This is a genomic window from Photorhabdus aballayi (assembly GCF_026153155.1).
Classification (GTDB): Bacteria; Pseudomonadota; Gammaproteobacteria; order Enterobacterales; family Enterobacteriaceae; genus Photorhabdus; species Photorhabdus luminescens.
On sequence record NZ_JAPFCD010000013.1, the window covers coordinates 38,807 to 60,027 of the forward strand.

General features: G+C 37.1%; 9 protein-coding genes. 8 read left to right on the forward strand and 1 reads right to left on the reverse strand.

Translation table 11 applies throughout. From position 1 onward, the window contains the following. Positions 1–624: 624 nt before the first annotated feature. The 4 genes from OO184_RS09260 to phoA all read left to right on the forward strand — a co-directional run bounded on the left by OO184_RS09260 (position 625) and on the right by phoA (position 6,557). Complete coding sequence (locus tag OO184_RS09260) at positions 625–1,248, forward strand: glutathione S-transferase family protein (RefSeq protein ID WP_265378924.1); 624 nt, start codon at positions 625–627, stop codon at positions 1,246–1,248. 262 nt (positions 1,249–1,510) lie between these two features. Beyond that, on the forward strand, positions 1,511–2,962 hold the full coding sequence (locus OO184_RS09265; protein WP_265378925.1) for a 4-hydroxyphenylacetate 3-hydroxylase family protein: 1,452 nt from the start codon (positions 1,511–1,513) through the stop codon (positions 2,960–2,962). A gap of 509 nt (positions 2,963–3,471) precedes the next feature. After that, positions 3,472–5,010, forward strand: coding sequence for an alpha/beta hydrolase-fold protein (locus OO184_RS09270; protein WP_265378926.1), 1,539 nt, complete (start codon positions 3,472–3,474; stop codon positions 5,008–5,010). A gap of 104 nt (positions 5,011–5,114) precedes the next feature. Next, on the forward strand, positions 5,115–6,557 hold the full coding sequence (gene phoA / locus OO184_RS09275; RefSeq protein ID WP_265378927.1) for an alkaline phosphatase: 1,443 nt from the start codon (positions 5,115–5,117) through the stop codon (positions 6,555–6,557). A 128-nt stretch (positions 6,558–6,685) separates the two neighbouring features. Here the strand turns inward: phoA and OO184_RS09280 are convergent, their stop codons facing one another. After that, the gene (locus OO184_RS09280; protein ID WP_265378928.1) at positions 6,686–7,318 is read right to left on the reverse strand and encodes a LysE family translocator; all 633 of its coding nucleotides are present in this window, start codon (positions 7,316–7,318) and stop codon (positions 6,686–6,688) included. A 580-nt stretch (positions 7,319–7,898) separates the two neighbouring features. On the opposite strand from OO184_RS09280, the gene OO184_RS09285 reads away from it, so the two are divergent. The 4 genes from OO184_RS09285 (at position 7,899) to OO184_RS09300 (ending at position 21,212) form a co-directional block, all read left to right on the forward strand. Further along, on the forward strand, positions 7,899–9,452 hold the full coding sequence (locus OO184_RS09285) for a tryptophan halogenase family protein (protein WP_265378929.1): 1,554 nt from the start codon (positions 7,899–7,901) through the stop codon (positions 9,450–9,452). Positions 9,453–10,144: 692 nt separating this feature from the next. Next, positions 10,145–10,900 (forward strand): pentapeptide repeat-containing protein, encoded by a 756-nt coding sequence (locus tag OO184_RS09290; RefSeq protein WP_265378930.1) that lies wholly within the window; start codon positions 10,145–10,147, stop codon positions 10,898–10,900. 173 nt (positions 10,901–11,073) lie between these two features. Continuing rightward, positions 11,074–19,242, forward strand: coding sequence for a non-ribosomal peptide synthetase (locus tag OO184_RS09295; protein ID WP_265378931.1), 8,169 nt, complete (start codon positions 11,074–11,076; stop codon positions 19,240–19,242). Between the two features lie 197 nt (positions 19,243–19,439). Then, complete coding sequence (locus tag OO184_RS09300; RefSeq protein WP_265378932.1) at positions 19,440–21,212, forward strand: carbamoyltransferase family protein; 1,773 nt, start codon at positions 19,440–19,442, stop codon at positions 21,210–21,212. The last annotated feature ends 9 nt before the right edge of the window (positions 21,213–21,221 follow it).

Below are 21,221 nucleotides of genomic sequence, written 5' to 3' on the forward strand. Positions count from 1 at the left end.
ACAGGTATTGGTTATTGTTAGCAAAATCCGCTGTAAATCTTGGCCTAATGCGGGTGGAGGTATCGGGCGAAAAGCAATATAACCTGTTTTCCTATTATTGGTGCCCGAATTTTGCGTTGAAGAGGAATTGCATTCCGGCCGGCTTAAAGTCGCATTAGAAAAAAATGGCCTTCCCGATTTGCTTATTATGCGGTGACATTACCAGAAACCCTGTTTCGACCTGAAATTGTTAATATTATTGATTGGCTTGTCGAGCAGTCTGCTCTGTCTGATGACTGCGTGGAATCATGTTCATTGGCTTGGAACTAATTTGAGTTGTTGTGATATGTCATTGTGGTTTCCTATTATTAATTGACCGCAAGAAGATCAATGGCTTTCTTGCGTACTTTGATGTTTACTTCCTTTACCGACAACACAATAAATCAATAAAATTTATTTATGCGTGTAGAAATGGACACCGTGATATTCATTTTCAATTTCTGAGAATTAATGATATTTTCATTTACTTAGCGGTATAGAGAGAAATTAAATTTTGATTCTCTATAACAGAGTAATATTTTAAATGTGAGTGATATTTTAGCAGTTAAATTATTAAATATTTATCTTGAGGGGAGATATAGCGAGATGATCTACTTATACACTGATAGTTCTCCAAATGGATATAAGATCACAATTGCTTTGGAAGAGTTGGGGTTGCCATATGTATTAAAGCATGTACGAATTGATCAGGATGAAAATAGAGAGCCTGAGTTTTTACAGTTAAATCCCCACGGGCGTATACCTGTACTTGTTGATGAAAGTACGGATGTAACGCTTTTTGAGTCGTCGGCGATTCTGCTTTATCTGGCTGCTAAAACTAACCAATTATTGCCGGAAGAATTTAAAAGCCGTTGGGAGGCGATTATGTGGTTAACGTTTCATTCTTCTAGCGTCGGGCCGATATTGGGACAACGGGTTCACTTTGAAATATTCGCGACTGAAAAAAATCATACGGCTATACAGCGCTATCGTCGCTTAACGGAAGAAGCTTTCTCTACGCTGAATAAACGGCTTAGTGATCGTCCCTTTTTGGCCGGAGATGAGTATTCCATTGCTGATATTGCCAATTTTGGCTGGACTCATATTGCCAGAATTATTGATTTTGATTTTAGTCACCATGAATATCTAAGTGCATGGCACGAACGTATTGCCTTAAGGCCTGCCGTGCAACGTGGGATTATAATACCGGAGCCGGCGACCAGTCCTTAATAAGTTGATGGTTAAGATAGAATAATGGTAGGGTGAATCGTATGCATAATATATCAAATTAAGATAGAGATCACAGATACTCAGGCAAATTTAGTGAAATCTTTCATCGAATTGTTATTATCCAATCTATACTTACTAGGCGGAAAATAAAAAGAGTAGATAGAAAAACTTAAGTGGCAATGCTCGATAGCAAGGCAAGGGGTTGTCGCGCTTTTGAAGATCGATTTACCTAAAATCAATTCTATTTCGGAGGAAATAGTTAATGTCTAGATCTAAAACAGGTGAGGAGTATATTGAAAGTCTGCGTGATGGAAGAACCATTTTTCTGAATGGAGAAAAGATCACTAATCACGTGGATCACCCTGCTTTTCGGAATGCAATTAGAACGGTAGCTTCACTTTATGATTATCAGGCAGAACACGCTGATCGAATGACGTTCGAAACTTCTGTCGGTAAACGCGTTGGTTTATATTGGGAACTTCCTACCACTCGAGAGAAATTAATTGCCAGAGGTGAGGCTGCGTATGCCTGGGCGATGCGAAGTTGTGGTTGGTTAGGTAGAAGTCCAGATCATGTTTCTGCCGCTCTTACCGGAATGATGACTTATCTGGAAGTATTTGAGGAATATTCCAAGGATAGGGCCGAGGCGTTAAAAAATTACTATTCATATGCCCGTGATAAAGATATTTATTTGGCTTTTACATTAGTCAATCCACAAGGCGATCGATCCAAAACGCCCAGTGAACATATAAAAAACGTATTTCATACTCTTGGTGTGTTGGAGGAAAAACCGCAAGGAATAATTGTTCGCGGGGCAAAGATGTTAGGAACAGCAGCCGTCCTTGCGGAAGAAGTTGTTGTTGGCGTATTTAATCCACTCAAAGAGGGTGTTGATGATAAATATGCTCTGTCTTTTGCATTACCGTTGAATACTAAGGGAATAAAAATTCTTTCCAGAAAATCCTATGAAACAGGCAGTAATAAATTTGATTCCCCTTTAGCGCATCAGTTTGACGAGAATGATGCTGTCGTTTATTTCGATGATGTTTTTGTTCCGTGGGAAAGAGTTTTTGTTTATAAAAATACGGATATGTGCCGCCGACAATTTCAGGCAACTGGCGCTGACGTTTTAATGGATGTTCAGGGTATGGCTCGGTATGCCGTTAAGCTGCATTTTTTAACGGGTTTGGCCCATCAACTTACTGAAGCTACAGGCATCAATGAGTTTCCCGCGGTTCGTGAGTCATTAGCTGAACTTGCTTGCTATGCCGCTAATATTGAAGGGCTCTTTCGTGGTTTGATTAGTAATCCTGATCGACATAATGAGTATTATATTCCCAATCGATTACAACTATATGCTTGCCAGGTTGTATTGCAGTCAACTTATCCAAAGGTGATAGAAAGCATCAGAAATCTTTCAGGTGGTGGCGTGATTATGTTACCGTCAAATTATATTGACTTAGCAAACCCAGAAATTCGTGACTTAATAGAAAAAACACAATATTCAACTTTACTGGCGCCTATTGAACGAGTGAAATTACTGAAATTAGTGTGGGATGCTATCGGGTCTGAATTTGCATCACGTCATACTCAATATGAGATGTTCTATTCAGGAGCGCATCATGTTGCTTTGTCTCGCCTTTATGATGAATATGATTGGGATTTTGCTAAGAGTATGAGCAGAGGGATTTTAGATTCTATAGATGTGAGCTGAGTTTTGTATTTAATTTAGATGCAACTAACTTGTTTTATTTTTATAAGATTTGAAGGAGCGGGATAGATTACATCCCGTTTTTTTGTTATTTAATCTTTTAAAATATGGGAGATTTAACCAATATCATCTCAATATATGGGGTTATTTATATACCCGTTATCTTTCAAGTTGACTCTTTGTTGGCTGCACTCACTCACCCCGGTCACATAGTTATCTATGCTCCCGGGGATTCGTTCCCTTGCCGTCGCGATGCATCTTGAAATCCATAGGGTATATATCCATCCGTAAATTATTTCATCATGTTAGAGAATCATTTCTCTGAAAGGTTTTAACATGTTTATATATTATTAATGGAAGTTAATACACAATTTATTCTATTAATAATAGTAATTGTTCTTATTCTTAAATAAGGATTTAGTGCATGATTTGCCGCGTCAAAAAATTGAATATCAATAATCAACCATTAAAAGAGAGAAAAAATGAAAATAAACATAATGATATGTGCTCTTATGGCTTCCTTTAATGTCTTTGCCTCTGAGTGTTACCAAATAAAATTTCAGCAAGACCAGCAAGCAATAAGCGGGAATTTTAATACTCAGGGAGTATCGTGTATTGAATTTAAAATGCAGCCTGAATATTATGTCCGGGGATCGGCATTGGGTATGCAAGAATTGGTGGTGCAGAAGAGGCGCCAACAACATATTCGCACGTTGTTTACTGATAATCCGATAGATGCTCGTCAGTCAATTGGTTTTACTGTTCCTCGGACGGGAAAATATCGGTTGGCAGCCAAGGGCAAAGCAGGAGCGCCGTGGCAGCTTACATTGTCATTTCCACCTTATATCCCAAGGGATAATGACGCCAGACAACAACCAGAAAGCCCGCGTTTGAAACAACTCCAAGTTGAAGTCGCACAAGGAAAAAGTACCCATGCCTTCTGGCGAGAAATAACCCGCAAGGGCGCTCCGTTGATTGAAGATTATGATGATAAGAATAAGCGCGTCACTTTCCTGTGGCGTGGAGCAAAAGCGAATGTCTTTATTCTGGGGGCGCCGAGTGGCGATCATGATCCGATGTCGCATTTGGCCGGTACTGATGTTTGGTTTCACAGTTATATCATTCCATCAGATACTTTGATGCAATATAAATTGGCGCCGGATTTACCGCAGGTTGAAGGCACGGTTGACGAACAGCGTAGGTCGATTTTAATTACTGCCCAAGCCGATCCGTTGAATAAAAATGTCGTACCGGCGGTATCAGAAGATGCATTTAACCATGATTCATTGCTGGCATTAAGACCGACTCTGTGTGATATCGCACAATTCAAACAATTGCCTTTTCAAGGAGTCACTAAACTTCATCAGCTTGAGAGCAAGATTTTGGGTAATAGTCGGGAAATTGCGATTTATCAACCGGTTACTCCGATGAAACAGCCTGCCATGTTGGTGCTGTTTGATGGGAAGATTTACCGTAAACAGTATTATATTGATAGATTTTTCGATTCCCTGATTGAACAGGGAAAGATCCCGCCGATGTATGTGGTGTTTATTGATAGCCTGGATAGTGCGCGTCGAGGTCAGGAATTGCCGCCCAATCCTAATTTTGCTGAATTTATGGCGAGTGAGTTGATACCGTGGCTGGCTGCTCAGGGTATTAAAGTGCCAGCAGAACGTACCATTATTTCAGGTTCCAGTTATGGTGGATTGGCATCTTCATGGGTGGCGTTTAATCATCCTGAGTTGTTTGGCAATGTTCTCAGTATGTCTGGTTCGTATTGGTGGGCGCCTCAGGGAGAAAAGCCTGAATGGTTGACCCGTGAATTTGCCAAAGCGGAGAAAAAACCACTGCGTTTCTATTTACAAGCGGGATTGTTTGAAACCCGTGTGGGGGAATTGGAGGGCATTTTATATCATAATCGTCGCCTGAAAGAGACGTTATTACAGAAAGGCTATCCAGTTGAATCTAGTGAAATTTCTAGTGGTCATAATTATATTTCGTGGTGTGAAACCTTGTACCACGGAACCCGGTCGTTGGTAGCAAAATGGTGAATGAATTCTATTTTCTTCACATAACTGTCACATAGTTTATTTAGTATCCCTTTATCAGATAACGATGATTTTTATTCCGATTGCGTTTTAATAAGGAAATCTTAATGTCTAACAAGTATACGAAAAGTTTGGTTGCAGTTATGGTTTCTGCCTTAATTTCAGGTGTTAGCTTACCGGTGTCGGCGGCTGGTGATCAAAATGCTAATCAAATTATGGCGGAAAGCCGGGCGGTAAAAGGTAATATTACGGAATTTGGCGGCGCTCGCCGTATGACTCAAAACCAGACTGAGGCATTAAAAGCAGCAATAAATAATCATAAAGCTAAGAACGTTATTTTGTTTATTGGTGATGGTATGGGGGATTCTGAGATTACTATTGCCCGTAACTATGCGGAAGGTGCGGGTGGATTTTTCAAAGGAATTGATGCCTTGCCATTTACTGGCCAATACACTCACTATTCTCTGGATAAAGAGACGCGTAAACCCAACTATGCGACGGATTCAGCCGCTTCTGCCACCGCTTGGGCTTCTGGTATAAAAACCTATAATGGCGCGTTGAGTGTCGATGTATTTGGTAAAGATCATCAGACCCTGATTGAGCTGGCAAAAGCGAATGGTAAAGCAACAGGCAACATAACGACGGCTAGGATACAGGATGCAACGCCAGCGGCACAGTATGCGCATGTCACTGACCGTTACTGTTACGGCCCACAAGAGACAATAAAAAAATGTCCAACTAATGCGCTAGAAAATGGCGGGCGTGGTTCTATTACAGAGCAATTATTAGCGGCTCGTGCTGATGTCACATTAGGTGGAGGCGCCAAGGTTTTCGCCCAGAAATCGGTTGCTGGCGCTGGTAAGGATAAAACGCTGGAACAGCAGGCTCAGGAACAGGGTTATCAGTTAGTTAGGGATGCTAAATCACTGGCATCCGTTACTAGAGCGGATCAGAAAAAACCGTTATTGGGCCTGTTCCATGAAGACAATATGGACATTGCCTGGGAAGGACCTAAAGCAGTTCATCACGGTAATATTGATAATCCTCCAGTGACTTGTAAAGTCAACTCGAAACGGAATCCTGATGCGCCGACGTTGGCGCAGATGACGGGGAAAGCCATTGACCTGTTAAAAGAACATAAGAATGGTTTCTTCTTACAAGTGGAGAGCGCTTCTATTGATAAGCAGGATCACGAAGCTAATCCTTGTGGTCAGATTGGTGAAACGGTCGAATTGGATAAGGCGGTACAAATTGGCTTGCAATATGCGCGTAAACACGGTGATACATTAGTGATTGTCACCGCCGATCATGCTCACGCCAGTCAGATTATTGAAGCCCATATAAAATCTCCGGGGCTGACTCAGGCACTAATCACTAAAGATGGTGGGGTGATGGCGGTTAACTATGGTACTTCTGAGGGTAAGGAACAGGAACATACTGGTACTCAACTCAGGGTGGCCGCTTATGGTCCTCAGGCAGCTAATGTTGTGGGCCTGACTGACCAGACAGATCTGTTCTTCACGATACGTGATGCGATGCAGTTAAAGTAATTTTGTGTGTGGTTAAGGAATAAAGAGTTAAGGCCGGATATTCTCCGGCTTTAATTTTTTTGTTCTTTTTAGTGTATATTTTTCTCTAATTATACTAGTAGGAAAAATACGACTTGAACTAAACAAAGTTATTTAGAAATATACTCTAAATTTGATGAATAAAGTAGTGATATGGAAAAAGCCATTAAAGTTAGTGATGCGATTTTAAAGAAATAATTAGGTTGTATATAACTATTTTGCGTATGAGAAAAATGTAAAGTCTTTCCTAATAATGCCCATAAACAGGAAATTGGATATAGAATTGAAAGTAAAATTATCATTGAGGAGAAGTATATAATAGGTAATTCGAAAGCATGAGAGGGAATAATATAAGAGGCTAGTACGAATGCTTTTGGGCTAAGTAATGTTGTTATAAATATGTCTTTGAGAGTTATTTCATCTGAGCAACTAGTGGTTAATGAAGATTTCCAAACTTTTATTGATAAAAAGGCAATATAAATTGCAGATAAAATTTTCAGTAAAACAGTAATCCAGGGGATATATAAATAGATAAATGCTAAGGTAAAACCTAAGATGCTAACGGAAATCAAATAACCCAACATTACAATAGTTATTATTTTCTGTAATTTTTTCCAGTTTTTCTTCAACCCAGAAGATAATATCAATATATTTGTTGGTCCTGGCATAACTAATAGAAAAAATGAAAGGTAAAATATTTTTAGGCTTTCGATAGATGATAAATAATGAATAAAATGTTCCATTGAAAGATGTCCTCTAATATTAATGTTGTTTTTGTAAAATTCTATATAATAGCTAAAAAACGATTCGTTAGTATATTTTCAGTAATGATGATTACTTTATGGTAAAATAAAATGTAGTTCCGAAATAATAATGTCATGCAACAAGTTACTATTGATTTGTTTAAAATTTGGGTAGTGTAATTCGATAAAAAACGAAAAATATGATGTTTATAATGGTTTTGCATGATTATTGGTTTTCTTATTAATAGTATATTAATATCAATGTGTTATAAAATATCATCTTTGATTTCAATGTAAATCATAAAGAAAAATAACGATAATTTATAATATTTTGTTACAATAATGATCACAAAATCAACTTAATAAGGTTTACAGTTTTGGTACAAGGCTGATATTGTCCAATAAAGTTAAGTTATCATGTAAAAGGGAACTATAATGTTTAAATAATAAATTTCAAAGAATCTTATGTAAAATAGATTTAATCTCTATTGCTAAATTAATTATGGGTATAAATTCAGGTAATTGAATTTATTATTCATTCGTGTGCTTTTATCTTAATATATTTATAAGTAGAGGTAACATGGTAAAATCAGTATTAATAGTCGGCGGTGGTACGGCTGGTTGGATGACTGCGGCTTATTTAGTAAAAGCATTTGCTGAAAATGTCAATATTACAGTCGTAGAATCGAAAAAGGTAAAGAAAATAGGTGTAGGAGAAGCTACATTCAGTACAGTCCGTCATTACTTTGATTATCTTGGATTAGATGAAAGTGAATGGTTAGCTGAATGTGCGGGAAGTTATAAATTAGGTATTAGATTCGAGAATTGGGATGGGAAAGGTAATCATTTCTATCATCCCTTTGAACGCTGGGAAGTTGTTAAGGGTTTTCCTATCTCTGAATGGTGGTTAAGGAAAGGCGTTACAGACCAAAATTTTGACTATGCGACTTTTTTGACACCTCATCTTTGTGAGGCAAAGCGGTCTCCCAGGAAGTTAGATGGTTCGCTTTTTGCGCAAAATTCCGATGCGTCGCTTGGGCAATCAACATTAGCAGAACAGAGGGCTCAGTTCCCATATGCCTATCATTTTGATGCGGATGGCGTTGCGAGTTTTCTAAAACGTTATGCAATGAATCGAGGTGTTAGCCATATAGAAGATGATGTGACTCATATAGAAATTGATGAGAATGGAAATATAGGATATCTGGAAACAAAAATACACGGAAAACTTAAAGCTGATCTCTATATTGATTGTACTGGATTCAAAGGATTATTGATTAACCAGGCATTGAACGAGCCATTTGTCAGTTTTTCAGATGTGCTAAAAAATAACCGAGCAGTAGCATTACGAGTACCTAGAGAGGATACGAGTGATATTGAGCCATATACAACAGCTCGTACGATGTCCAATGGATGGCGTTGGACGATTCCTTTATATAAGAGGAATGGTTATGGGTACGTATATTGTGATAAATATCAAAGTCCTGAAGAAGCTGAAACTGAATTAAGAAAATCCATTCCATATGAAAATGCAGAGTGTGTCGCAAATCATATTAGAATGAGAATTGGTCGTAGCAATCGTTCTTGGGTAAAGAATTGCGTAGCGATTGGGTTATCAAGCGCATTTGTTGAACCTTTAGAATCAACGGGAATTTTCTTCATTCAACATGGAATTGAGCAGCTCGTTAGATTTTTTCCAAGAAGTAGCGATAATGAGCTACTCATTGAAGAGTACAATACGCGAGTTAATCGTGTCGTTGATGGAGTTAAAGAGTTTTTATTGCTCCATTTCTCATTAGCTCAGCGTAATGATACCGTGTACTGGAAAGAATGGAAAAATGTTGAATTACCTAAAGAGCTTTTAAAAAAAATAATGTTAGCGGAAGATCATTTGCTGGATAAAGAAACTATTTATCCTTTCTATCATGGTTTTGAAGAATATTCGTGGAATACCATGATTCTGGGTTTGAGTTCAGGTCCAATAAGGAGCAAACCGGCATTGTCATTAATGATGCCTGATGAAGCGGATGAAATGTTATTGCACCATTATATGAAAGCAGAAAATATGATAAATAGCTTACCAACATGCCATGAATATTTACAACATCTACATAATTTACAAAATAAAGATTGATAACAGATAAAAAATTGGTGCCTAATTGAATTAAGTAAGTTTGAAACTTTACTTAAGATGCGTTGTATTAAATTAAGCTCGATTGCCTAAATAATCTATATAAGACTGAAAAGTTATTCGTAAAGTATTTATACCCTATGGATTTCAAGATGCATCAAGACGGCAAGGGAGCGAATCCCCGGGAGCATAGAGAACGATGTGGCCGGGGTGAGTGAGTGCAGCCAACAAAGAGGCAATTTGAAAGATAACGGGTATATATGGCATTTAGATCGCCAGTAATCTAAGGGCGGTAGCTTACCAGAGTCAAGGTAAGCTACCGGGTGAGTTTATCATTAAAAAACCTTGTTGTTCTGGGTAGAGAGGAAAGGAGGTGGTTTTCCTGCTAACTTGTTTATACAGGTAATATTTTGAGAGGCAATATTAATAGAAATGTGAAGTTTTCGTCAGAACTTACACTTTACTGATGTTGTATATTTCAACCTTCCATTTGTCTTCTTCGAAATTTCCGTGACCTATTCAACAAATACTATCTAAATTGATGTGTATATACAAATTTAAAGGGGAGGTAAGGTAATGGGTACAGAATTGAAGATCTCATTGGAAAATCATTTGCCGAAATTCGTTTCTATCATACAATTTATGGTTTAGATAGCGTGATAGCCAGTATGAATCATTGTATTGTGAGAAGCTTTATGTTTGAGTCTAGTTTAGATATTTCAGAAGAAACAGATATAATTGAAGGTAGAAAATTTAATAATTTGGACTGGAGTAATGAGCATCAGCCAGATTTAGTGTTTAAAGGCTGTGTTATCACTGATTCGAAATTTTCAGGTGCAAATTTAAGTGGTTTACGTTTAATAAATTGTCAAGTATTTAACTGTGACTTTAGTGAAGCCAATATTTCAAATGGTGAGTTTGAAAATACATTATTTTATAATAAAGACAGTCAAAAAGGTTGTGATTTTCATAGTGCGGACTTACGTAGTTCAAAGTTTGTTTGCTGTGATATTTCAACAAGTAATTTTTATCGTGCTGAGCTATTTGATATAACAATTGATAGGTGTCAGGCGCTAGGGTGCCATTTTGAGCTTGCCGATTTTACAAAAGTAGTCAGTCGAAAAGTTATATTCAGTTCAGCAACATTAATAAAATCAAACTTTAAATATTCAGATTTTGAAGGAGTATATCTTGAAAAGTGTGATTTATCAGAAAGCAATTTAGTTTCAGTTGTATTGTCAGGAGTAAACCTTGAAGGTTCAAATCTAACGAATACTATTTTTTCTCCATCACGGTATGATGGGTTATCCATATTTAAAGCTGATTTAAGGAATGCGGAAATATCTAATATAGATGTGAGAACATTAGATTTTTCTGGCGTTGAAATATTTGAATGGCAAATGGTTCCTTTAATGGAAGAAATGGGGTTTATCATTCATCCAGATAATTAAAATAGAAAAGGCAATTAAGGTAATGTTAGTTGGAATAAAAAATAACATTATCTTTTTTAGCCTATATACAGGAGATACCTTGATTATTTAACTGTTAATACTCTTTGAATGTTTGCTGATTTTATTATTGTCCGTATCTTAGGAGTTAAATATTAATAGGAGTTAGGTGAAAAATGAAAGTAAGAGAAGATGTTATTGAACTAAACTGTCAAAAAGAGTCTCTGATAGAAAAAGGTAGCAATAAAAAATGCCCAGATAATAATAAGACCCAGATTAATCCCAAAGTGAAAGAGTTATTAGATTGGATTAGATTAACTGCTAAATCAGATGATGAGATAATCAAAGGCAAAGAAATATCGAAGCAATTTATTTATCAATCAGGGAAACTTGGGCTTTTTGGCATGCAAATACCTATAGAGTTCAATGGCATCGATATTTCTGTTTCAGAGGCCTCTCAAATCATCCAACAACTAGCGGCTATAGATATTACCCTTGCAGCTTTTACTATACTCCAACATTCATGTAGCTATTTGCTATTCAAACATGCTAGTCCGGAAATAAAGCAGGAATATCTATCGAAAGTGTCAACAGGCGAGATGATTGGATGTTTTGCATTGAGTGAACTGGCAGCGGGTTCGAATCCGCGAAATATGGAATCCACTCTGACGAAGCATAGCGATGATTCCTGGGTGCTGAATGGTAGTAAATGTTGGCTGGGCGGGGCTTCTATTGCTGGTGTATTTATTGTATTTGCAAAACATCAATCTGCTGATGAATCAGGAATTAGCTGCTTTGTCGTTCCAGCATCTGCCTCAGGTATAGAAGTTGGCGGTGAACAGAATTATCTGGGAGTCCAAGGTCTTGATTTACGTACCGTCACTTTTAATAACGTTGTGGTTCGAAATACTCAGCGATTAGGTGAATTGGGAAAAGGCATGCAAGTTGCTGCAAGTAGTTTGCTTTTTGGGCGTACACTAGCGAGTTCTTTAGCTATTGGGGTAATGAAGCGGTGTGTCCAATTGATGTATAGATTTGCTTCCCTGCGTCAAATCAGTACAGGGCTACTGATAAATAACCCAGTGACAGAATTACAATTGAATTGGTTAACTAATGCGATAACAAGTGTGACGGCAATATCTGATCAAGCATGTGGTGATTTCGATCATGGCGTATTTGTTCCTGCGAGTTTATGTATTGCGGCAAAAGTTTTAGGATCTGAATTTGTCTGGAAAGCGACAGATAATTTAGTCCAATTGATGGGGGCAAGAGGGTTAGATGAAAGAAATTTGGCCTCCAGTTTATTGAGAGATAGTCGATTTTTGAGAATAGGCGAAGGACCAACGGAAACATTGTTAATGGAGATAGGTGCGATATTAGCAACTAAAGATCCAGAAAATGAATTTTATTTTGTTGAAAAACTCGGTGCTAAGAAAGTTTGGAGCAAATTGTATTCATCAATAAATGAGATCACAAGATTATGCAAAACCAAAGAGAAAGGACTCGAAGCAACCTACTATTATGCTGGTAGAGTTGGAGTTTGGGCTATTTTACATGCTTGTATAGAACATCGATATCCTTTAGAGCAGGATACTATAATTGACTGGATAAAGGATAATTATAACCAAGAATTGATTCTAATTAAAAATGATTTAAATAGAATAAGACCTGGAAATCAGATAGATTATATTTTGGAAAAGATTAATGCTTATGATTTTGATATTGGTTCTTTAGATGAAACGATTGTGACAGATCTCAATAAGACCACTCTCTTTTTTTCCAAGGAATGCATCAATAATAAAGAAAGCCGATTTACTAATGGAGCTACTGAATTCTATAATGATAATAAAGAAGATGAAGTGCCATTAACAAATCTTATAAAAGACTCATTATTATCTTCAGAGTTTACATTGACGAAAAGTAGTACGACGATTTTACTTAATGAAAAAATAAAAAGTAAAGTCAAAAGAATAGCTAAACTAAATAAAAGATCTATAGTAGAAGTCATATTGACTTCGCTTTCTGTATTATTAGCCAGAATTTCTAATCAAGAATCTATCTCGATACTTGTTTTCAATGTCAAGGAAAATTCAACATATCTGTTCACTTATCAATATAAACCCAACGATTCAATTGAAAGTAACTTAGTGACCCTAATCGGTAAAGTAAAACAGTGGTCGACTCCGAGTGAAGCGATTATGGATGTCATTGAGAAATCAAAAAATGATTCTCCATTAATGAGTTTGGCTACAACGACAGTTTGTTTTTGTATTGGACTTCCACTGCAATACAAAGATCTGGATGGTATTGATATTTGTATTGCTTTAGCAGATAAAAATACTGATCAATCCATTTCATGGATTCATTCTGCTACTTTTAGTCAAGATACGATCAAGAGAAGGGCAAATAACTTAATTGAATTAATTGATTCAATTGAGACACCGAATAGATCAGTAGCGAATTTATCGATTATTCCTGATAGTGAAAAAGAGGAAATTAGAAAATATAGTGGTATAGAGAGTATTGCTAAAAGTAGAGATAAAACGTTACCTGAGTTGTTTTATCAATGTCTGGCGTTAAATCCAGAGGGTATAGCATTAGTCGGCCCTAATGAAAACCTGACATATCGGCAATTAGAGGAAAAAACGAATCAGATAGTGGCTATTATGCAAGAGGCTGGTGTAAAGGTTTGTGATGTTGTGTGTCTCTGTATGGGGAGATCTCCCTACTTTATAGCTGGTTTATTGGCGATTGCTAAGATGGGGGCCGCTTTTGTTGTGCTTAACGCAAGGCACCCTGTGGAGAGAAATCGGAAGATAATTTCTAATACGGGGTGTTCAGTCATCTTGAGTGAGAGTTCACTAGCAAATATTGTACAGGAATTTGGCGAGTATGTTATTGAGATTGATAGCGAATTAGAATCTGGTAATTTGCGTTCTATCTTGGTTAGTAACCAAGCTACACCTGATTCTATTGCATATATCTCTTTTACCTCTGGTTCAACGGGTGAGCCTAAAGGGGTAATGGTTAGTCACCGTGCGCTTTGTTTGCAACTTGAAAACCGTAGGGCAATTTTGAATCTTTGTGAAAGTGATAGATTGCTATATTCAGCCGCCCCGAATTTTGATGTTGCTATATGGGAGCTTTTTGGTGCTTTTTCCGTGGGCTGTGCATTGATTGTCAATGGTGACAATCAATTTAATTGGGATCCAAAGGAAGCCATAAATACAGTTATTCATTATGGTGTTACTCATCTTCAAATTCCACCTACTCAGCTTGGTCTACTCATTAATGAGAAAAATATTGAAAAATGTTGTTCTTTAACTTGCATTATTACTGGCGGGGAGCTATTACCAAACAACGTAAGAGAAAGTATACATTCGAAGATAAAGGTAAACCTGTATCACTTTTACGGGCCAACAGAGGCAGTTATTGATACCAGTTACTGGCAATGCAGAATAGGTGAACAACAATCCTCTACTTATATTGGTCTCCCTTGCCCACACAGGCAGGTATATATACTTGACCATGATATGCAACAAGTCCCAATTGGTGTACCTGGGGAAATGTATATTGCTGGAAAGCCTCTTGCAAATGGATATCTATCAGGGCCGCAAATGACAGAATCTCGGTTTATTAGAAACCCGTTTACCGAGGGAGAGGATAAAGATTCATTCATGTATAAAAGCGGTGATAAAGCTCGCTTTATATCTGGAGGTGGGTTGGAATTTTTAGGTCGAGTTGATCAGCAGATTAAGATCAATGGTATTAGAGTAGAACCTGGTGAGATAGAAAATGTATTAGAAAGTCATGCATCTATTATGCAACTAAGGGTTGCATTAAGAAATCAGGGGCAAGATAAGGTTAATCAATTCCTGGTTGCTTATTATGTATCATTTGAAGGTTCGACAGTCGATAAAAGTGAGCTTAGACAATTTGCAAAAAAACGTTTGCCAAAGGAGATGGTGCCAAGTTTATTTGTCGAATTAAAAGCTCTTCCCTTAACTTCAACTGGTAAATTGGATATCCGAGCCCTGCCAGAAGTTGCTGATTTGCATAAAATAGACGCTTCAGAAATTGACCTTTCTTCAACTATAGGTAAGGTGCGCTATATATGGCAAGAGGTGCTTGATAGACCAGTCAACGATGAAAATGCTGATTTTTTTGAAATTGGCGGTCACTCTTTGACTGCTGTGAAGGTACTTACTCAGTTGAGAGAGACTGTTTCAACAGATATTAAAATGAGCGATTTCCTGGAAAACTCAACAGTACAAGGATTAGCAAGGATTATTGAAGAGAAAGGTATCAATATCCATGTAGAAAAGCCTACTTCAACATCAAGGGAAGGTGCTATTCCTTTGTCGGGAACACAGGAAAACCTTTGGTATCTCTATAAGCTTAATCCGCACTCTTCGGCTTATAATTGCCCTGAAGCATTTCGGTTGTCAGGAAAAGTTTGCTTAAGTAGTTTGGAGAAGGCATTAAATGATATTTTCAAACGTCACGAGTCTTTAAGAACTACATTTTATGAATTGAATGGTATTCCTTATCAAAAAATTGTACCGATTTCAGAATTTAAACTCAATGTCTGGTATTTTGATCATATATCTGAACAACAGTTTTCAAAGGAATCTAAAAAAATCATAGAGAAGGAGGCGACCAGACCATTTAATTTAGAGGAAGATTGTCTATTTAGGGTGTTATTCATTAGTAATTATGATGAACATGTTATTTTCTGGAATTTTCACCATATTATTGCTGATGGCACTTCTTCTGCCAATATATTTACCAATGAACTTAACCAACTTTATGCTTATTATTCAACAGGAGAAAGTATATCTCTACCTGAGATAGAGATCCAACCTATTGACTATATGCGCTGGTATAACACTTTTATGGATGAATCGAGGCGTGGCGGAAAACTGGATTTTTGGCGTAATATTCTAGAAGGGGCACCTTCCGAAGTTGACATCACACTCGGAAGTTCTTTTCCAACTAATATTAGTGATAAAGGTTGTAGGTTCTATTTTCAATTACCAGAAAAAATTGTGACCCAACTTGATGAATTTTCAAAGAATAATGGATTTACCCAATTTGAGATTATGATGACTGCCTTTTCGGTCCTTATTTATATTGTCAGCGGTGAAGATGACTTCACTATTGGAACCGTTGTAGCTGGGCGACATCATAGTATTATTGAAAATATCATAGGAAACTTTGCCAATGTTGTGGTGACAAGACATAATGGTTTTAAACAGACAACAATTTTAAATTATCTTGAATCAATACGAAATAAATTAGCTGATATATTTGAAAACTCTGATATTCCCTTTGATGAAGTTGTTGCAGCAACATGCCATAATCGTAAAAAAAATAAAAACCCATTATTTAATACTTTCTTTTCTCTTTACAATGGAAAAAGAAATCACTTTAATATCGATGGGGCAGTACCTCAAGAACTGTTATTAAATCCAGGTTATTCTCAATTTGACCTGAGTTTGGCTTTATTTTCGGATGTAGGTTCTATTAATGGATATATAGAATATAAAATCGATCTCTTTGATAAAGGTACAGTAAGTCGACTTTTTTGTTATTATATAAAAACGATTAACTATATTTTGATGAACCCAGATCGCAATATTGATTATATTGAATTAGTTGATGGTGAAGAAAGAAATAATCTTATTAAAGATTGGAATAATGAGCGAGGGCCTGTAGCAACAAATAAATCTTTATGTGAAATTTTTGAACAGCAGGTTAAACTATATCCTGATAATATTGCAATTAAGTTTGAAGATAAATATTTAACTTACGAAGAATTAAATAAAAAAGCTAATAGGTTAGCACACTATTTAAATAATTCTGGCGTTAATCCTACTGATTTGGTTGGTCTTTGTGTTCAGCCATCTATTGAAATGTTTGTAGGTTTGCTAGGAATTGTAAAGGCCGGTGCCGGGTATGTGCCATTAGATCCTGCACTTCCTGCCGCTAGAATTGATTTTATAGTGAAAAACAGTGATTCAGTCGTAATTCTAACTCAATCAACGCTTGCGAAAACAGTTGCACATTGTGGCATTGATTTAATATTGCTGGATGAAGAATATCAGTTATTCAATGAGTATAAGGAGACAAACCCTTCGCACTCGATTCCGGCTGATAGCATTTTATATATGATTTTTACATCAGGCTCGACAGGTATCCCGAAAGGCGTCCAGACTCAGCACTATAATGTTGCAGCACTGGTTTGTGACACTAATCATATGGAGTGCGATAAAGAAGATGTTTTTGCAAAAGTTAATAACTTTGCATTTGATATTTCTACATGGGAAATTTGGACGCCGCTATTACATGGAGCATCTATTACGGTGGTTCCTGATGCTATAAAGCTAGTCCCACAGGAATTTTCCGCTTTTATTAAACAACAGAAAATTACCATGCTTTATCTTCCTACTGCGCTTTATCATACGATCGCTACCGAGTTGCCGGAAAGTTTTGGTGGGCTTAAGTTACTCATTGTTGGTGGTGAAGCGCTTGATCCGACAAAAGCACGATGTGTTTTGGAAAGTAAAACTCCACCAAAAGGCTTTATCAATGCTTATGGTCCAACAGAAGTGACATGCTCATCTGCGTGGTTTGATGTTAAAAAACTCAGTAAAGAGGCAAAGAGGGTTCCAATTGGTAAGCCGATCACAAATACGCAGTTTTATGTTTTAAATAGCGAACAAAGAATTCTCCCAATCGGAGCTAAAGGTGAGCTATATATTGGTGGCGCTGGTGTGTCAAAAGGTTATAGGAAGAGTCCAGAACTTACGGAACGTCACTTTCTAAAAAACAGATTAGGTTCTGATATAAGATTTGACAAACTTTATCGTACTGGAGATATCGTTAGATACTTACCTGATGGTAATTTAGAGTTCATGGGGAGAACGGATCATCAAGTCAAGATCCGGGGGTTTAGAATAGAAATTGGAGAGATAGAAAATATATTAAGAAAACATCCATTGATAAAAGCTGCTATTGTTTTGGTTCAGGAGGAATCACCAGGAAATAAACGTTTAGTCGCATTTTTTGAGTTTTACGAAGGTCATCACAATACACCAATAAATACCATAAGAAAATATCTATTAGAAAATCTACCAGCCTATATGGTTCCTTCGGTAATTAAGGCGTTAAATGTTTTGCCATTAAATAACAATGGTAAGATAGATAGGAATAAACTTAATCAGATTGAAATAGATCTGGGTGATGAAGGTGGCGGTTTACGCTATCCGCGAGACTATGTAGAACTATCACTTTGTCTTATTTGGGAAGAGATTGTCGGATTTAAAAAACCAACATTAGATATAAATTTCTTTGAAAGTGGTGGTGACTCCCTTCGAGCAGTCCGTTTAATTTCCGAGATTAATAAAACTTTTGGCAAGAATTTATCTTTAGATACGTTATATGATGGAGGAAATATTGAATCTTTGGCATTAAAAATAAAGAGTAATGATATAGACAATGAAAACCGTATTTTAATACCGCTTGTAAAAAATAAATTTAATGATAAGCCTGTATTTATCGTTCATCCTCTAAGTGGTAGCGCAATGTGCTATATCCCATTAGCCACAATGTTAGCTAATCCGCTTTATGCTTTCCAATCACCGTTACTTTACAAGCAAAGGGGGCATGAATCGATAGATAGCGTTGAAACTCTGGCTTCGATGTATATTGATGAAATGCTAAAAGTTCAAGAGCGAGGCCCTTTCGTGCTTGGGGGATGGTCTTTCGGGGGAATTATTGCTTTTGAGATGGCGAGGCAACTTGAGTTAAATGGTCATGAAGTATCTAAGCTATTCTTGTTTGACAGCGCGGCGCCTGGTAAAGCTCATAAAGAGTTGAACATGATAAAAGTTCTTAGTCTTTGTCTCGAAGAAATTGTTGAACAATTTGGTACTCATATCGATATCGATTTAGAAAGTATTAGCAAGCTGACTCACGGCGAGATACTTGATGTTGTATTGAATACCATTAAAGAGCATGGTGGATTTGCCCCAGATGCTGATGTCACTATGCTTGAACGCATGATTGATACCTGCCTGGTTAATTCTAGAGTGTCATCAAAGTACACTGCTGGTGCTGTGAATACTGACACGATTCTTTTTCGTGCTAAGGACCGTTCACATATGGAAGAGATGCTGGTATTCCCTAATGAGGCTAAAGAAAGATGCTTGGGTTGGAGCCAACATATTTCTGGTGATCTTATTATTGAGGATATTGATGGTCATCATATGTCGATAATGTTCCAACCTAATGTTGACGCAATTTCTGCGATAATAAATGAATGGATGGATAAGAATAATTAATTGGGGGAGGCCGATTTTATATAACTATTGAAATAGGACTTCTGTTATATACTTTTCTTGTATTAATAAGCATGCGTGGTGAATAATGAATCCATTGTTTGAATTGATAAATGAAAATAAGATATATAACTTCGCTTAAAATAAATTAGTTAGAGCTAGTGTTTATTCTTAAACCTGAAAAAATAGGGTATGATGCTATGAATATAATTGGTATCTCTGCAAATTTTCATGATTCTTCTTGTGCTCTGATCAGCGATGGGCAACTTATCGCTGCTGTGTCAGAAGAGCGATTTTCCAGATTCAAAAATGATTCTCGACTACCAATTAGAGCCTTTAGATATTGTTTAGAGGAGGGAAGCGTTAATATTACAGACATCGACTGTATAGCTTATTATGAAAACCCTTATAAGAAATTGTCTAGGCAACTTGCCTCCAATTTCAATTTTTCTGCTACTAATGGTCTTCATTGGTTGGACTGCCACAAGCCATTTCGTGATATTACTGAAGTATTGGGGTATGAGAAAGAGATCAAATTTTATGATCATCATATGGCGCATGCCGCCGGAAGCTATCTATTTTCTGGCTTTACTGACGCGGCTATATTAACTTCTGATGGTGTAGGGGAATGGGAAACTTCTACTTTTGGTTATGCGCAAGGCGATAACATCAATTTGTTCGAGAAAATTGAATATCCAAATTCAGTTGGTCTTTTTTATAGCACTATTACTAACTATTTAGGATTCAGAGTACTCAGTGGCGAATATAAAGTCATGGGATTAGCACCTTATGGTAAACCAATATATACCAATAAGTTGCGAGAAATGTTTAGTATGGAGAAAAAGTTCAGTTTTAAGCTAAATATGAAGTTCTTTGATTTTAGCCAGATAAATAGAATGTACACGGATGCTTTTATCGAATTGATTGGTTTTCCCCCAAGAGAACAAGAATCTGTGATGCTACAACATCACATGGATTTAGCGCAAAGTTTGCAAGTGGTGTTGGAAGAGATTCTCATCAAGCAAGTTCATGATTTGCGGGAAAAGGTAGACTCAACAAACTTATGTCTGTCAGGAGGTGTAGCTCTAAACTGTGTTGCGACACATGCCATCCGTAAGACTGACCTATTTAATAATATTTTTATTCCTCCTGCTGCTGGAGATTCCGGTTCCGCTTTGGGGGCGGCTGCATTAGCTCATATTGAGATGACGGGAAAACGGCACAGTTACAAGCCATTTACAAACCCTTATCTCGGTCCAAAGTTTAATAATGACAACATATTGGAGATGCTAACTTCAATGGAGATTGAAGCTTTGGATTTCCGTGAAAATAGAGAAGGTTTTGAGCAGACTATTGTTAAGATGCTCACAAATGGAAAAGTCATTGGTTGGTTTCAGGGGAGGATGGAGTTCGGTCCGCGGGCTTTAGGAGCACGAAGTATTATTGCGGATCCAAGAGATCCTTCTATGCGAGATCGGCTAAATGCATTGGTTAAAAAGAGAGAAGGATTTAGGCCATTTGCGCCAGCTATTTTGGAGGAGGAAGCCGCAAATCATATTGAATTATCAATTCCAACACCATTCATGCTTGAAACTTGTCAAGTAACTTCAAATCTCAGTTTACCCGCAGTCACACATGTTGATGGATCTTGCCGACCACAAACAGTGACTGCTGATACTAATCCAAAGTTTCATTCTTTATTGAAGGCGTTTTATAACGCGACGAATTGCCCAATATTGGTGAATACTTCATTTAATGTGAGGGGAGAACCAATCGTTTGTACTCCACTTGATGCGGTAAGGTGTTTTGGGAATTCAGGAATTGATGTTTTAGTACTGGAAGATTTTATTATTGAGAGAGCTATGCTTCCGGCAGCATTTTCTAAGATGGCGGAAATAGAGTTTGGTTTTATTCAGCCACCACAAGATCTATTTACAGGGCAATCTATAGAAGCCATCTATACCTTTATCTAGAATAAACTT